The sequence below is a fragment of the Parazoarcus communis genome (assembly GCF_003111645.1).
Lineage (GTDB): Bacteria > Pseudomonadota > Gammaproteobacteria > Burkholderiales > Rhodocyclaceae > Parazoarcus > Parazoarcus communis_A.
In genome coordinates this window covers 4,013,610-4,028,180 of record NZ_CP022187.1, presented here as the reverse complement: position 1 = coordinate 4,028,180, position 14,571 = coordinate 4,013,610, and the positions used below count along the sequence as shown (strand labels likewise).

Sequence of the window (14,571 nt, the reverse complement as noted above, 5' to 3'; positions counted from 1 at the left end):
TTAGGAACCTGTTTCCGTACGAGGGGCGGTATTGTGCAGTGCAGCGAGCGCATCCGCCACACGTTCCATGCGCATGAAGCGCGAGCCCTTCACCAGCACCACCGAATCGGCATCGAGTTGCCCGGCAAGCGCTTCGACCAGGGCCTCGACGCTGCCGAAATGGGCACCACCTTCGCCGAAGTTGCGCGCGGCCACCGCGCTCACATCACCCAGTGCGTAGAGCCCGTCGACACCCTTGCTCTTGGCATAGCCACCGATTTCGTCATGCACCTGAGCGCTGGTCTCGCCGATCTCGCCCATGTCGCCCAGCACCAGAAACGTATGCCCGGGCGTCAGCGCCAGAACGTCGATCCCTGCGCGCACGGAATCGGGGTTGGCGTTATAGCTGTCATCCAGAATGACCGAACCGTGCGGCCCGGAGCGACGCTGCAGACGTCCCTTGGTCCCAACGAAATCGGCCAGCCCTTCGACCACCGCCTCCAGTGCGGCGCCGGCTGCGAGGCAGGCTGCCGCCGCCGCAACGGCATTGCGTGCGTTGTGAAGACCCGGCACCTGCAGCACGATCCCGACCCGCCCCTGCTGAGTGTCGAGTTCGAGCTGCGATCCGAGGCCGTGGAGGGTACACCGGCCGCGCACGTCCGCTGCCTCGTCGATACCGAATGTCACAATCCTGTGACCGGCGTTGATCTCCCGCCAGTAGTCCGCGTGCGCATCGTCGGCGTTGATGATCGCCACGCCATCGGATCTGAGGCCCTGGTAGATGCTGCCTTTCTCGCGCGCCACTTCGGTCAGCGAGCCCATGCCCTGCAGGTGTGCCCGCTGTGCGTTGTTCACCACGGCCACGGTCGGACGGGCGAGGCCGGTCAGGTAGGCAATCTCGCCCGGACGGTTCATCCCCATCTCGATCACGGCCGCACGATGGTGGTCACGCAGCTCAAGCAGGGTCAGCGGCAGGCCGATGTCGTTGTTCAGGTTGCCCCGCGTCGCCAGCACGGCATCGCCACCCGCGCCGTTCAGGGCTGCGTCCGCCCGCATGATGGCTGCGCACATTTCCTTTACCGTGGTCTTGCCATTGCTGCCGGTCACGCCGATCAGAGGCAGGTCGAAACCGGCACGCCAGGCGGCTGCAAGCGTGCCGAGTGCCAGCCGGGTGTCGTCCACGATCACCAGTGGCAAGGGCGCGCCCGGGTGCATTTCCGCCCAGCGCGAATCCACCAGTGCGGCGGCGGCCCCGGCGGCAGCGGCGACATCGATGAAATCGTGCCCGTCGAAGCGGTCGCCGCGCAGGGCAACGAAGAGCTGCCCGGCCTGCAGATTACGGGTATCCGTTCCAACCGACTCGAAGCGCGCGACACCGATGACCCGGGCATCCCGGGTGGCAAGGGCGCGCACCGCGTCCAGCAGCGTCATCATGTGTTGCTCCCCCCGTTCCATTCGCGCAAGGCCGCACGGGCATGTTCAAGATCAAGGAAGGGCAGGCGCGTGCCGTGGACTTCCTGATAGGGCTCATGCCCCTTTCCAGCAAGAAGGATCACATCGTCAGCGCCGGCCTCCGCAACCGCCGTCCGGATCGCCAGCGCGCGGTCAACGATGCTCTCCGCACCGGGACCTGCGCCCTCCATGATTGCGTCGATGATCTGCTGCGGATCTTCGCTGCGCGGGTTGTCACTCGTTACCACGACACGGTCGGCAAGTTCGCGCACCACCTCTCCCATCATCGGCCGCTTGCCGGGGTCTCGGTCACCGCCACAGCCAAACACGCAGATCAGCCGTCCGCTGCGGGTACGCACCGTACCGCGCAAGGCCTCGAGCACTTTTGCCAGCGCATCCGGAGAGTGCGCATAGTCAATCACGATCAAGGGCTCTCCCACGCCACCGACGAGTTGCATGCGGCCTTCGGGCGGCGTCAGCCTGGCCGCCACGTGCAGTGCTTCATCCAGTGCTACGCCACGGGCAATCAGGGCGCCGATGACGGCAAGCAGGTTGGACACGTTGAAGGGGGCCACCATGCGCACCTGGAGATCAAACTTGCGGCCCTCCCAGAGCACGGTGAAACGCAGGCCGGAAACAGTGGCTTCAAGGCGGTCGCCGATCAGCACGCGAGCGCCCGGTACCGCGTCTGCATTCGAGGCGATGCGGGTGTAGCCCAGCACGCGCCGCCCCTCGGCAAGCAGACGGCGCGCCTGCATCAGGCCGAAGGCATCGTCGAGGTTGATCACCACTTCGCCAACACCCGGCAGATCGAACATGCGGGCCTTGGCGGCCGCATAGGCATCCATCGTGCGGTGATAGTCGAGATGGTCCCGCGACAGGTTGGTGAAGATTGCCACGTCGAAGCGGGCACCATTCACCCGCCCCTGGTCGAGCCCGATCGAGGACACTTCCATCGCGGCCGCACCCGCACCGCCCGCCACAAAGCCGGCCAGCAGACGATGCAGATCGAGCGCGTCCGGGGTGGTATTGGCACTTGCCGACAGCTGGTCGACAAAGCCGCAGCCCAGCGTGCCGACGATGCCGCAGCGGCAACCGAGTTCATCCAGCGCCCGCGCCAGCCACTGGCTGACCGTGGTCTTGCCATTGGTGCCCGTCACGCCGGCGAGCCAGAGTTTCTCCGAGGGACGCTCGTAGATTTCGTGCGCCAGATGTCCGGCCAGTTCGCGCAGGCCATTGACCGCGATGAGCGGGCGGGCACCCGTGGCGCACTGAAAGCCGTCACTGCCTTCGTAAAGCACAGCAGCAGCACCCGCGGCGACGGCGGAGTCGATGAAGCGACGGCCGTCGGTCGCGTAGCCCGGCCACGCCGCAAAGACGTCGCCCGCGCCAACGCGGCGCGAATCGGCGGTGATGCCCGCGGGCGTGACGCCCTGCATGCGCAGCTGTTCGAGGATCGCCTGGGCCTGCTCGCTCACATGCTCTCCCGCACGGTGGTCGGGGCTTCTGCACCTTGCTTGCGGGCAAGTTGCAGTGGCGTGATGGGCGCATCGGGCGCCACACCCAGTGCGCGCAGGGAGCCTTCGACGATACGGGCAAAGACGGGGGCAGCAACTGCACCACCGTAATGCGCGCCGGTTGGCTCATCGATCATCACCGCGACGACCAGCCGCGGACGGGAAACCGGTGCAAGACCGACAAACGAGGAGATGTACTTCTTGACGTACTGTCCACCCTCAAGCTTGTATGCGGTGCCGGTCTTGCCGGCAACGCGATAGCCAGGCACCTGGGCCTGGGGCGCCGTCCCACCGGGCCCGGCAGCCAGCTCAAGCATGGCCCGGACCTCTCTTGCCACCTGCGGCGAGAAAACACGCTTCGGGGCCGCTTTTGCCGTGTCGACCCGGGTCAGCGACAGCGGCAGCAGATCGCCATCTCGCGCGAAAGCGAGATATGCGTGCGCGACCTGAATCAGACTGACCGAAATCCCGTGTCCATAGGACATCGTGGCCTGCTCGATCGGACGCCATGACTTGGCCGGGCGCAGGCGGCCCGCCGCTTCACCCGGAAATCCGAGGCTGAGCTGCGAGCCGAAGCCAAGCCCGTCCAGCAGGCGCCACATCTCATCCGGGCTGAACTGCAGCGCCATCTTGACGGTGCCGACGTTGGACGACTTCTGGATGACCTCGGCAACCGTCAGGACGCCATGAGGATGCGCGTCGCCGATCGTTGCAGTGCCGATCGTCATGCGGCCCGGACTGGTATCGATCTTGGTCGCGGCCTTGAACTTGCCACTCTCGAGCGCAAGCGCGGCGACGAAGGGCTTCATGACCGAACCCGGCTCGAAGGTGTCGGTGAACGCCCGGTTCCGCAACTGGGCCCCGGTCAGGTTGGCGCGATTGTTCGGATTGAAGGTGGGGGCGTTGGCCAGCGCCAGCACTTCGCCGGTCTGCACATCCACGACGACGACGGCGCCCGCCTTGGCGCGGAATTTCTGCATGGCTTCGCGCAAGGCCGAGTAGGCGAGATACTGGATCTTGCCGTCCATCGCGAGCACGACGTCCTCGCCATCTCGCGGCGGCCGGATGGACTCGACGTCCTCGACGACCTGCCCGCGACGATCCTTGATCACCCGCCGCGAACCGGGCTGACCGGCAAGCTGAGCCTCGTACGCGAGCTCGATGCCTTCCTGGCCACGGTCTTCGACGCTGGTGAAACCCAGCATGTGGGCGGTCACCTCGCCACCCGGGTAGAAACGGCGATATTCACGCTGCTGATGGATGCCCGGGAGCTTGAGCTCGGCGATACGCTCGGCCACATCGGGTGAGAGCTGACGCTTGAGGTAGGCGAAGTCACGACCCGACGCCAGCTTGGCATTGAGTTCGGGCACATCCATCTCAAGCAGCTTTGCCAGCTGCCGTGCCTCGCCTGGCTCAAGACTGACGTCGGATGGAATTGCCCACACGGAACGCACCGGCGTGCTCACGGCGAACATGTCGCCATTGCGATCGGTGATCCGCCCCCGGGTTGCGGGCACCTCAAGCACACGGGCGTAGCGCATCTCGCCCTTGGCCTGGAGAAACTCGTTGTTGATGCCTTGCAGGAACAGCGCCCGCCCGATCAGCACCAGCATGGAGCCGAGCAGCACCATCAGCACAAAACGCGAGCGCCACACGGGCAGCTCGCGCTTGAGCAAGGGATTGTGATTGAAGGTCACAGTGCGCTGCTTCTGCATCATTGCGCCTCCAGCACGACGACCTGACCCTGTACGGGCGGCCGCAGACCAAGGCGCTCACGGGCGAGCTTCTCGACACGCCCATGCGCCGCCCAGGTGCTTTGCTCGAGCTGCAGCTGCCCCCACTCGACCTCGAGTCCGTGCGCGCGCGTCTGCTCGCGCTCAAGCGCGGAGAACAGTTTTCTGGCCTGGTGCTGTGCGGCAACGACGCCGAGCGCACTGGCCACCACGAGCGCGACGAGGAGTGCATCGAGGCGGATCATGCTGCTGCCTCCGTGCGTTCGGCCACGCGCATCACCGCACTGCGGGAGCGCGGGTTGAGTGCAACCTCTGCATCCCCCGGATGCACCGCCTTGCCGACCAGCACCAGCGGCGGCTTTGGCATGTCGGCTGCACGCACCGGCAGGCGCGACGGCAACTGGGGCGGACGCGAGCCGTCACGCATGAAGCGCTTGACGATGCGGTCCTCGAGAGAATGAAAACTGATCACGGCCAGCCGGCCGCCAGTGCGCAGACGACGAACACAGGCGGGCAGCACCTGCGTCAGCTCCTCAAGCTCCTGATTGATGAAAATCCGTAGAGCCTGGAAACTGCGCGTCGCTGGGTGCTTCCCCGGCTCGCGCGTGCGGACCGTTTTTTCCACGATCGCGGCAAGTTGTCCAGTGGTTTCGACAGCCCCCCCTGCCCGAGCAGCTGCAATCGCCTTTGCAATCGCATAAGCAAACCGTTCTTCTCCATAATCTCTGAGTACCTCCGTGATTTGGGCGACGGAAGCATCCGCCAGCCAGTCTGCTACGGTCTGTCCGCGACTTGTGTCCATGCGCATGTCGAGCGGCGCATCAAAGCGAAAGCTCATCCCGCGTGCGCCGTCATCGAGCTGTGGAGACGACACCCCGAGATCCATCAGCACGCCATCCACCAGCCCCACGCCGAGCTGCTCGAGCTCGATATCGAGGTCGCTGAACGGGGCATGGACCAGCGTCAGGCGGTCGTCATTCATCTCCCGTCCGGCCGCAATGGCAACGAGGTCACGATCGAAGGCGATCAGGCGCCCGGCCGGGCCAAGCCGCGCAAGGATCTCGCGACTGTGCCCACCACGCCCGAAAGTGCAGTCCACGTAGATGCCGTCAGGCTTGATCGCCAGTGCATCGACGCCCTCCTTGAGCAAAACGGTGATGTGCAGCGCTTGTTCGCTCATAGCGCCAGACTCTCAAAGCCAGGCGGCAACCCGGTGCCTGCCAGCGCCATCATGGCTTCCTGCTGTTTCTGCCAGCCAGCGTCGGACCAGAGTTCGAAGTGGCTGCCCTGACCCACCAGCCAGACCTGTTTTTCGAGACGGGCGAACTGCCGCAGGGAAGGCGCAATCAGCACGCGCCCGGCGCTGTCGAGCGCCTCATCCTGGGCAAAGCCGACGAGGAGTCGCTTCAGCTGGGCCGAGACCGGGTCGAGGCTGGGCGCACTCAAGACCTTGTCACGGATCGGCTCCCACGCAGGAACCGGGTAAACGATCAGGCAGCCGTGAGGATGGGCGGTGATGACCACCTGCCCATTCTCAACAGCAAGCGCGTCACGATGCCGCGAGGGAATCGCAAGGCGACCCTTCGCATCGAGACTCAGCGCTGCGGCTCCCTGAAACATCGCGCCCCCTGAACGGTTCGGGCGAAGCATCAAAATGACACTCCACCCCACTTTTCTCCACTTATCCCCACTGTAGAGTAAAGGCACAACCCGGTCAAGCCGACGAAAGAGGGAAACTCTTTGCTACACAATGACTTAAGTCAAAGCGGGCAAGCTCGAATAATCCCTGTTAAATCAAGGCAAATAGCGCAGCTTCATGCAAGAGCGCATGAACAGCGAAAGTGGGTCTGACCGGGGTGGGGCGAAGTGGGAAATTCCGCAGGACGCGGACGAAAAATGACTGCCGGATGACGGCATGTCGCCACTTCGGCGCTGATGTGCAGCAGCCGCTGAACTCGGAATGAAACGAAATTGGGAAGTTCGCCGATAAGCCGGGTTCTGTCGAACGATCCAGCGCAAACCGGACCATCGGGCAGTCATTCCTCTGGGCGACACGTTACCGTGAAGCTCTAGCAGCCTACCCGGGAGCGACGCGAGCCACGCCATTACTCCCCTATTTGGCCTTGCCCCGGATGGGGTTTACCGTGCCAGTCCTGTTGCCAGTCCTGCGGTGGGCTCTTACCCCACCCTTTCACCCTTACCTGATCTTTCTTGCGAAAGCCATCGGCGGTCTGCTCTCTGTTGCACTTTCCGTCGCCTCACGACGCCCGGCCGTTAGCCGGCATCCTGCTCTGCGGGGCCCGGACTTTCCTCCACGCACCCTGAGGTGCACAGCGACTGCCTGGCGAACTTCCCGGGCGGATTATACGTGAACACCCCGCCCCGGGCGTGCCATCGGCAAAACAAGCTGTGCGGCAGATCCGGCGCACGGGCCAGCGTCAGACACTCACCGCGAAAGCCGCAACTCCGCAGCAGCCTCACCCGCCCGCAGCGGGCGCGACTGTGGGCGCGGCCTCGAATGCCGACACACCATCCCTGAGGCGGAAGCGTCCCACAAGCGCGCCCGGCGGCGCATCGCCGGCGTTGTCCCAGTCCTGCACCTGACATGTTTCCGTACTGGCCAGATACCAGCGGGCACCCTGATGCAGCGCCCACATCTGGTAACCCGCGTCGAAGACTTCGATATCGGTCATCGCCGTTCGGCCGGGATGAATGCGCACCTTCTTCTGGCATTGCGGCAGACGCGCCGCAACGATGTATTGCGTGACCTCGTCACTCCAGAAATAGGGCTGCTCGCGCAGCAGGGTCAGCGCGTGCTCCTTGCCTTCGATCGAATAGGCAACGGCACTGTTCTCGCAAGCCGCCAGCAACGGAGCCAAGGCAAGCAGGGCAACACAGCGCAGACGTGGGAAGGACATCGGGCCAGACCTCCTCAGGGCACCAGCTTCCACGCCACGGACTCTCCCGCGCGCAGCGGAACCAGAGGATCCGCACCGAGATAGCCGTAGGACTCAGGCACCTGCCAGGTCTCACGCTGCAGCGTGATGCGCTCGGGGTTCGGCTTGAGGCCGTAGAACGCAGGTCCGTTCAGACTCGCGAAGGCCTCAAGCCGGTCGAGCGCTCCGGCAGCCTCAAAGACTTCCGCATACAGTTCGATGCCCGCATGGGCGGTGTAACAGCCAGCGCACCCACATGCAGACTCCTTGGCGCTGCGCGCATGGGGTGCGGAGTCGGTGCCGAGGAAGAAGCGCGGATTGCCCGAAGCCACCGCTTCGACGAGCGCCTGACGATGCGTTTCGCGCTTGAGCACCGGAAGGCAGTAGTGATGCGGACGGATGCCGCCGGCAAAGATGGCATTCCGGTTGAGCAACAGGTGATGTGCGGTCACTGTCGCGCCGACGTGCGCCCCGGCCGCACGCACGAACTGCGCGGCCTCGGCTGTCGTGATGTGCTCGAACACCACCTTCAGCCCGGGGAAACGCCGCACCACCGGCGACAGCACGCGCTCGATGAAGACACGTTCGCGATCGAAGACGTCGACATCGCCGGCGGTCACCTCGCCATGCACGCACAGCACCATGCCGCACGCTTCCATGCGCTCGAGCACGGGATAGATCTTGTCGACCGAGGTCACACCTGCATCGGAATTGGTGGTCGCCCCCGCGGGATAGAGCTTCGCTGCCACGATCGCACCACTGGCCTTGGCCCTGTCGATCTCGTCAGGCGGCATGTTGTCCGTGAGATACAGGCTCATCAGAGGCTCGAAACGCACGCCCTGCGGCACGGCCGCGAGGATCCGATCGCGATAGGCCAGCGCCTGTTCCGTCGTGGTGACCGGAGGACGCAGGTTCGGCATGATCAGGGCGCGGCCGAAGCGTTGCGCAGTGTGGGGCACAACGGTGGCAAGCGCATCGCCGTCGCGGACATGCAGATGCCAGTCATCCGGGCGGGTCAGGGTAATCGTGTGCATCGCTTCGCTCTGTGATCGTTTGTGAGGATTATAAGCGGGCAGAGCCTCAGTCGGCGTCCTTGAGTGCCAGCGCCCGCGCATAAAGCGCATTCTTGGGTGCCCCGGTGATCTCGGCCGCGATCCGCGCGGCCGTCTTTACCGGCAATTCGCCAAGCAGCAGGTCGAGCACGCGCTCGGCCTCCACCCCCAGGCCTTCCTGCTCAGGCGCGCCATCGACCACCAGCACGAACTCGCCGCGCACCCGGTTGCTGTCCGCTTCGAACCAGGCGACGGCCTCGCCCAGCGGCATGCGCACGATCTCCTCGTGCAGCTTCGTCATCTCGCGCGCCACCAGAATCTCGCGTGCAGGCCCGAACACTGCGGCCATGTCGGTGACGCACTCAAGCACCCGATGGGGCGCCTCGTAGAACACCAGGGCGTCGCGATCCTCCACCAGCGCCGCCAGCGATGCACGACGGGCGCCGGACTTGGGTGACAGGAATCCGACGAAGCGAAAACCGCCCTCCGCAAACCCGGACACCGACAGCGCCGCGATCGCGGCACAGGCACCGGGAACCGGCACCACCGGATACCCTGCCTCCCGCACCCGGGCCACTGCCTTCGCCCCCGGGTCCGACACCGCAGGCGTGCCCGCATCGGTGATGAGCGCCACATGCTGCCCGGCCGCCAGCCACTCCACCAGTTGCCCGGCCGCGCGCTGCTCGTTGTGCTGATGCAGGGCAACCAGCCGGGTACGAACGCCGCACGCCTCCATCAAGCGCTGGCTATGGCGGGTATCTTCGGCCGCAATGACATCGACCGCAGCCAGGATTCCCTGAGCCCGCGCGGATATGTCACCCAGATTTCCCAGCGGCGTCGCCACTACATATAATGACGGCGTCCTGGAAAGGAGCCTTGCAGAAGAGTCGGTCATGAAGAAGTCAGCAGAAGGGGGCAGGACATCGATTGTCGGCGCGCGGGCGACTCCGGCGCAAGCGCGCGGGAAAATTGCCGAAGATCTCGCAGCAGCGCACCTCGAGCGCAACGGCCTGCAGATCCTCGCGCGCAACGTGCGCTGCCGCGGCGGCGAGGTCGACCTGATCGGGCTCGAGCACGGCACACTTGTCTTCGTCGAAGTGCGCCTGCGCGGCAATTCACGCTTCGGCGGCGCTGCAGCGAGCATCACCGCAGAGAAGCAAAGGCGCGTCGTGCATGCCGCGCGCTGGTGGCTGAGCGGCGACGGCCGCGGCCACGCCAAGCGCCCGTGCCGCTTCGACGCCATCCTGTTCGATGCCCCCGACGCAAACCACCTCAACTGGATCAGGGCTGCGTTCGACGCAGACTGATCGCAACCTCCGGTAAGCCCATGTAAAACCGCGTGCGCAAAGGCGCGCTTGCCGCCATGCTTGGCAGCAGTCGGCACCTGAAAGTGCGTGCTAGACTTCAACCCCCAAGGCATGACCCCGATCGAGACATGGACCTGATTGACAGAATTTCCCGCCACTTCGAGGACAGCGCGCAGACCAAGCTCGCCTCGATCGAGTGGATGGCTGCACCCATTGCGCAGGCCGTGGAGGCCATGACCGGCTGCCTGATCAACAACGGCAAGATCCTAGCCTGCGGCAACGGCGGATCGGCAGCCGACGCCCAGCACTTCGCAGCCGAACTGGTCAACCGCTTCGAGATGGAGCGCCCGCCATTGGCGGCGGTGGCACTGACCACCGACAGTTCCACCCTGACCTCGATCGGCAACGACTACGACTTCGTACAGATCTTTTCCAAGCAGGTTCGCGCACTGGGACAACCGGGCGACGTCCTGCTGGCGATTTCGACCAGCGGCAATTCGCCGAACGTCATCGACGCCATCAACGCAGCACACGAACGCGAAATGCGCGTCATTGCCCTGACCGGCAAGGGCGGCGGCTCGATTGCCGCCCTGCTCGGCGACGACGACATTCATCTGTGCGTGCCGGCCGATCGCACCGCGCGCATCCAGGAAGTCCACCTGCTCGTCCTGCACTGCCTGTGCGACGGCATCGATTGTCTGCTATTAGGAGTGGAAGACTGATGACCCCATCCCATACCCGCCGCAAACTGCTTCTCGGCCTTTGCGCCGCCGGCACCCTGCCCTTGCTGCAAGGCTGCTTCCCGGTCGTGGCCACCGGCGTCGGCGCCGGCGCCATGATGATCGCCGACCGTCGCAGCTCCGGCGTCTACGTAGAAGACGAAGGCATCGAGTGGAAGGCAGCCAGCCGCCTGCGCGAGCAGTTCGGCACCATCAACCACATCAATGTCACGTCCTACAACCGCAACGTACTGCTCACCGGTGAGGTGCAGAACGAAACCGTACGCGCGGAAGCCGAGCGCATCATCGCCGGCGTGGAGAACGTGCGCGGGATCATCAACGAGCTCGCGATCGGCCCGGCGTCGTCAATGAGCGCTCGCGCCAACGACAGCCTGATCACCTCCAACGTCAAGGCCCGTTTCGTGGATGGCCAGCATTTCTCCGCCAACCACGTGAAGGTCGTCACCGAGGCCAACGTCGTCTTCCTGATGGGACTGGTGACGCGCGCCGAGGCCGACGCGGCCAGCGCCATCGCAAGCACCAGCCAGGGCGTGCGCAAGGTCGTGCGGGTGTTCGACTACATCAGCGACGACGAGGCACGTCGCCTGGACGCGCCCGCCGGCAGCAAGTCGAAACAGTAAACATCCGCCGCGCGCTGGACGCCTCCGCCGGAGTCGTCCAGCCGCCCGCGCACCTCAGGCGCGCACAAGCGCCGTGAGCAGCTTCTGGTGCACACCGCCAAATCCGCCGTTGCTCATGACCAGCACGTGGTCACCGGGCTGTACTGCGCGCACCACATCGGCCACCAGCGCATCCAGATCGTCATGGCAGGCCGCCACTGCTCCCAGCGGCGCCAGGGCGCCAGCGGCATCCCAGCCCAGACCACGGGTATAGCAGAACACACGGTCTGCATGCGCCAGGCTGCGCGGCAACTGATCCTTCATCACCCCCAGCTTCATCGTGTTCGAGCGCGGCTCAAGAACGGCGAGAATGCGCCCTTCGGGGTGACGCCGCCGCAGGCCTTCGACGGTCAGTGCGATCGCCGTCGGATGATGTGCAAAGTCGTCATACACGGTGACGCCTTCCACCACGCCCCGAACCTCCAGCCGGCGCTTGATGCCCGCAAACTTCGCCAGACTGGCGATTGACTGCGCCGGCGTCACCCCGACATGACGGGCTGCGGCAATGGCCGCGAGGGCGTTGTCGCGGTTGTGACTGCCCGCCAGAGGCAGTTCAACCCGCCCGAGCTCACGCCCTGCCAGCGAGAACACTGCCTCGGCGTCGGACGCGCCGACACCCGCAGACCAGCCCTCTGCGGTATTGAACCACTCGAGTTCCGACCAGCAACCACGCTCGATCACCCTGTGCAGTGCCGCCTCAGCGCCATTGGCAATGATCCGGCCACTCGCCGGCAGCGTGCGGACCAGGTGATGAAACTGCGTTTCGATCGCAGGCAGATCGGCGAAGATGTCGGCGTGATCGAATTCGAGATTGTTGAGAATCGCGGTCCGCGGGCGGTAGTGCACAAACTTGGAACGCTTGTCGCAGAAAGCGGTGTCGTATTCGTCGGCCTCGATCACGAAGAAGGGCGATTCGGTCAGCCGCGCGGACAGCCCGAAGTTCTGCGGCACGCCGCCGACCAGAAAGCCGGGATTGAGCCCGGCATCCTCGAGGATCCATGCCAGCAGCGAGGTCGTGGTCGTCTTCCCATGCGTGCCCGCCACACCGAGCACCCAGCGCCCCGCGAGCACATGCTCCGCCAGCCACTGCGGCCCCGACACATAGGGCAGGCCACGATCGAGAATCGCCTCAAGCAGCGGATTGCCGCGCGAAATGGCGTTACCGACCACGAACACGTCAGGTTCGAGCGCGAGTTGCGCCGGATCAAAGCCCTCGGTGAGTTCAATGCCCTGCTCTTCGAGCTGAGTGCTCATCGGCGGATAGACGTTGGCATCGCAACCGGTGACCCGATGACCGGCGGCACGGGCAAGCAGCGCCACCCCGCCCATGAAGGTGCCGCAGATGCCGAGAATATGGATATGCATGAAGACTCCGGAAGAGCGCGAAACGAATGAAACCCGCCCGTGTAGAATGGGCCGCATTCTACCCGATGGCACCGAGCCCACAGCATCCATGCCAGCAAACGCCAACTTCCCGAAAATCGGCACCCTTCGCCGAGAAATCGCCGCACTGGCCGCCCGCATGATGGCCGAGGACGGGATCAGCGACTACGGCTTCGCCAAGCGCAAGGCCGCCAAGCAACTCGGCGCAAGCGTTTCCGAGTCGCTTCCGAACAACGCCGAGATCGAGGCCGAACTGCGAGTCTGGCAGGCGCTGTACCAGGACGACGAGCAGGCCGAACGACTCGAAGCCATGCGCTCGGCAGCGGTGGAAATCATGCAGTTGCTGGCCGATTTCCGCCCCTACCTGACCGGTGGCGCCCTCGACGGCACTGCGGGCCGCTACTCCGAACTGGAGATCGAGCTCTACCCGGAGAGCGCGAAGGAAGTGGAGATCTTCTTCCTCAACCAGGACCTGGCCTACGAGCACCGGGAACCGAGGCGCCCCGCGCCCGGCGCACCCGAAGTCGTCCTCAGTCTCGACTGGGACGACGTCCCGGTCAGGCTGTCCATTTACGGCGCCGGCGCCGAACGCAACGGCCGCCGCCCGCATCAGGAACGCGCCCGGCTGGCGCAGGTCGAAGCCCTCCTGAACAACGCCGCAGCCGCGGAATGAGCTCATGAACCGATACCTCCAGTACGGCCTGATCGCTGCAGTCGCAGGCATTGCCGGCATCGCCGGCTACTTCACGAGCCAGATCGGCGACTCGGCCGGATCCTCCACCACATCCACTGCATCGGCAGGCACCACCGAAGCACTGCTGGCGCTGGCGCTCCCGGACACCGAGGGTCACATGCAGCCGCTGGCGCAATGGCGGGGCAAGGTCATCGTGGCCAACTTCTGGGCAACCTGGTGCCCACCCTGCCGCCGCGAGATCCCGGACTTCTCCGCAGCCAGTCGCAGCTTCGGTGATGCGCCGGTGCAGTTCGTCGGGCTCAGTATCGACTCGCTCGACAAGGTAAAGGCCTTCAAGGCCGAATTTGATGTGCCCTACCCGCTGCTGATCGCATCGGCAGATGTGCTCGCACTGGGCCCGGGATTCGGCAATGCAGCACAGGGCTTGCCATTCACGGTGATCATCGACCGTCAGGGCGTCGCGCGCCATGTCAAGGTCGGGACCTTGAATCAGGACGAACTCGAGCGCAAAATTCGCCCGCTGATCGACGACAAGTCCTGATCCAGAGCAGACCGTACTGGACAAGTTGTCGTCAATTACGGCAAACTTGCCGCCATGACGCGCTCAAAACGCAGCCAACAAGCCGAATCGCCCCCGCCGCCGCAAGCTCGAATACTGGTCCTTCATGGCCCGAATCTGAACCTGCTCGGCAGTCGCGAACCCGATATCTACGGCAAAACCACACTATCCGACATCCATGCTGCCATGGAGTCGCGCGCTCGTGCGGACAGCGTATTGCTCGAATCCTTCCAGAGCAACCACGAAGGCCAGCTGATCGATCGGGTGCAGGCTGCGGCAAGCGAAGGCGTCGCCTTCATCATCATCAACCCGGCCGCTTACACCCACACCAGTGTCGCACTGCGCGACGCACTGGCTGCGGTACAGATTCCGTACGTGGAAGTTCACCTGTCCAACGTCCACGCTCGCGAACCGTTCCGTCAGCACTCGTATTTTTCGGACCGGGCAGTCGGAGTCGTCTGCGGTCTGGGCGCCTACGGCTATCTCGCCGCACTCGAATTCGCACTCACCCGTCTGCGGGAACACAACAACTAGCCATCCACGACGGCGACCGCCAGCCG

16 protein-coding genes and 1 other RNA gene are annotated in these 14,571 nt (G+C 64.9%); 6 read left to right on the top strand and 11 right to left on the bottom strand.

Translation table 11 applies throughout. The features are described from left to right. From CEW83_RS18415 to rsmI, 10 genes are all read right to left on the bottom strand, one after another. Window positions 1–1,413 carry a UDP-N-acetylmuramoyl-tripeptide--D-alanyl-D-alanine ligase gene (locus CEW83_RS18415; RefSeq protein WP_108950656.1) on the bottom strand — a complete coding sequence of 471 codons (1,413 nt, stop codon included), beginning with the start codon at window positions 1,411–1,413 and terminating at the stop codon, window positions 1–3. Further along, window positions 1,410–2,870 (bottom strand): UDP-N-acetylmuramoyl-L-alanyl-D-glutamate--2,6-diaminopimelate ligase, encoded by a 1,461-nt coding sequence (locus tag CEW83_RS18410; RefSeq protein WP_108951516.1) that lies wholly within the window; start codon window positions 2,868–2,870, stop codon window positions 1,410–1,412. The genes CEW83_RS18415 and CEW83_RS18410 overlap by 4 nt, the downstream gene beginning before the upstream one ends. A gap of 35 nt (window positions 2,871–2,905) precedes the next feature. Further along, window positions 2,906–4,663, bottom strand: a complete 1,758-nt coding sequence (locus CEW83_RS18405; RefSeq protein WP_108950655.1) for a peptidoglycan D,D-transpeptidase FtsI family protein — start codon at window positions 4,661–4,663, stop codon at window positions 2,906–2,908. Next, complete coding sequence (gene ftsL / locus CEW83_RS18400) at window positions 4,663–4,926, bottom strand: cell division protein FtsL (RefSeq protein ID WP_108950654.1); 264 nt, start codon at window positions 4,924–4,926, stop codon at window positions 4,663–4,665. Before ftsL ends, CEW83_RS18405 begins: the two co-directional genes overlap by 1 nt. Further along, a complete protein-coding gene (rsmH, locus tag CEW83_RS18395) occupies window positions 4,923–5,861 on the bottom strand; it encodes a 16S rRNA (cytosine(1402)-N(4))-methyltransferase RsmH (protein WP_108950653.1) in 939 nt (312 codons plus the stop codon). The genes ftsL and rsmH overlap by 4 nt, the downstream gene beginning before the upstream one ends. After that, the gene (gene mraZ, locus CEW83_RS18390; protein WP_108950652.1) at window positions 5,858–6,301 is read right to left on the bottom strand and encodes a division/cell wall cluster transcriptional repressor MraZ; all 444 of its coding nucleotides are present in this window, start codon (window positions 6,299–6,301) and stop codon (window positions 5,858–5,860) included. The genes rsmH and mraZ overlap by 4 nt, the downstream gene beginning before the upstream one ends. Before the next feature lie 351 nt (window positions 6,302–6,652). Then, window positions 6,653–7,034, bottom strand: an RNA gene (rnpB, locus tag CEW83_RS18385) — RNase P RNA component class A. A 124-nt stretch (window positions 7,035–7,158) separates the two neighbouring features. After that, the gene (locus tag CEW83_RS18380) at window positions 7,159–7,599 is read right to left on the bottom strand and encodes a hypothetical protein (protein ID WP_108950651.1); all 441 of its coding nucleotides are present in this window, start codon (window positions 7,597–7,599) and stop codon (window positions 7,159–7,161) included. Between the two features lie 14 nt (window positions 7,600–7,613). Continuing rightward, window positions 7,614–8,651, bottom strand: coding sequence for a dihydroorotase (pyrC, locus tag CEW83_RS18375; protein WP_108950650.1), 1,038 nt, complete (start codon window positions 8,649–8,651; stop codon window positions 7,614–7,616). A 46-nt stretch (window positions 8,652–8,697) separates the two neighbouring features. Next, window positions 8,698–9,564, bottom strand: a complete 867-nt coding sequence (rsmI, locus tag CEW83_RS18370; RefSeq protein ID WP_108950649.1) for a 16S rRNA (cytidine(1402)-2'-O)-methyltransferase — start codon at window positions 9,562–9,564, stop codon at window positions 8,698–8,700. On the opposite strand from rsmI, the gene CEW83_RS18365 reads away from it, so the two are divergent. The 3 genes from CEW83_RS18365 (at window position 9,563) to CEW83_RS18355 (ending at window position 11,336) form a co-directional block, all read left to right on the top strand. Next, window positions 9,563–9,976: a YraN family protein gene (locus CEW83_RS18365; RefSeq protein WP_108950648.1), complete on the top strand. Its 414-nt coding sequence runs from the start codon at window positions 9,563–9,565 to the stop codon at window positions 9,974–9,976. The genes rsmI and CEW83_RS18365 overlap by 2 nt on opposite strands. A 128-nt stretch (window positions 9,977–10,104) precedes the next feature. Further along, window positions 10,105–10,698, top strand: a complete 594-nt coding sequence (locus tag CEW83_RS18360) for a phosphoheptose isomerase (RefSeq protein WP_108950647.1) — start codon at window positions 10,105–10,107, stop codon at window positions 10,696–10,698. Continuing rightward, the gene (locus CEW83_RS18355) at window positions 10,698–11,336 is read left to right on the top strand and encodes a BON domain-containing protein (protein WP_108950646.1); all 639 of its coding nucleotides are present in this window, start codon (window positions 10,698–10,700) and stop codon (window positions 11,334–11,336) included. The genes CEW83_RS18360 and CEW83_RS18355 overlap by 1 nt, the downstream gene beginning before the upstream one ends. Before the next feature lie 54 nt (window positions 11,337–11,390). Here the strand turns inward: CEW83_RS18355 and mpl are convergent, their stop codons facing one another. Then, on the bottom strand, window positions 11,391–12,740 hold the full coding sequence (gene mpl, locus CEW83_RS18350) for a UDP-N-acetylmuramate:L-alanyl-gamma-D-glutamyl-meso-diaminopimelate ligase (protein WP_108950645.1): 1,350 nt from the start codon (window positions 12,738–12,740) through the stop codon (window positions 11,391–11,393). A gap of 157 nt (window positions 12,741–12,897) precedes the next feature. On the opposite strand from mpl, the gene CEW83_RS18345 reads away from it, so the two are divergent. The 3 genes from CEW83_RS18345 to aroQ are packed head-to-tail and all read left to right on the top strand — an operon-like array spanning window position 12,898 to window position 14,545. After that, window positions 12,898–13,431 (top strand): hypothetical protein, encoded by a 534-nt coding sequence (locus CEW83_RS18345; RefSeq protein WP_420094106.1) that lies wholly within the window; start codon window positions 12,898–12,900, stop codon window positions 13,429–13,431. 4 nt (window positions 13,432–13,435) lie between these two features. Continuing rightward, window positions 13,436–13,993 carry a TlpA family protein disulfide reductase gene (locus CEW83_RS18340; protein ID WP_108950643.1) on the top strand — a complete coding sequence of 186 codons (558 nt, stop codon included), beginning with the start codon at window positions 13,436–13,438 and terminating at the stop codon, window positions 13,991–13,993. 54 nt (window positions 13,994–14,047) lie between these two features. After that, complete coding sequence (gene aroQ / locus CEW83_RS18335; protein ID WP_108950642.1) at window positions 14,048–14,545, top strand: type II 3-dehydroquinate dehydratase; 498 nt, start codon at window positions 14,048–14,050, stop codon at window positions 14,543–14,545. Window positions 14,546–14,571 lie beyond the last annotated feature (26 nt).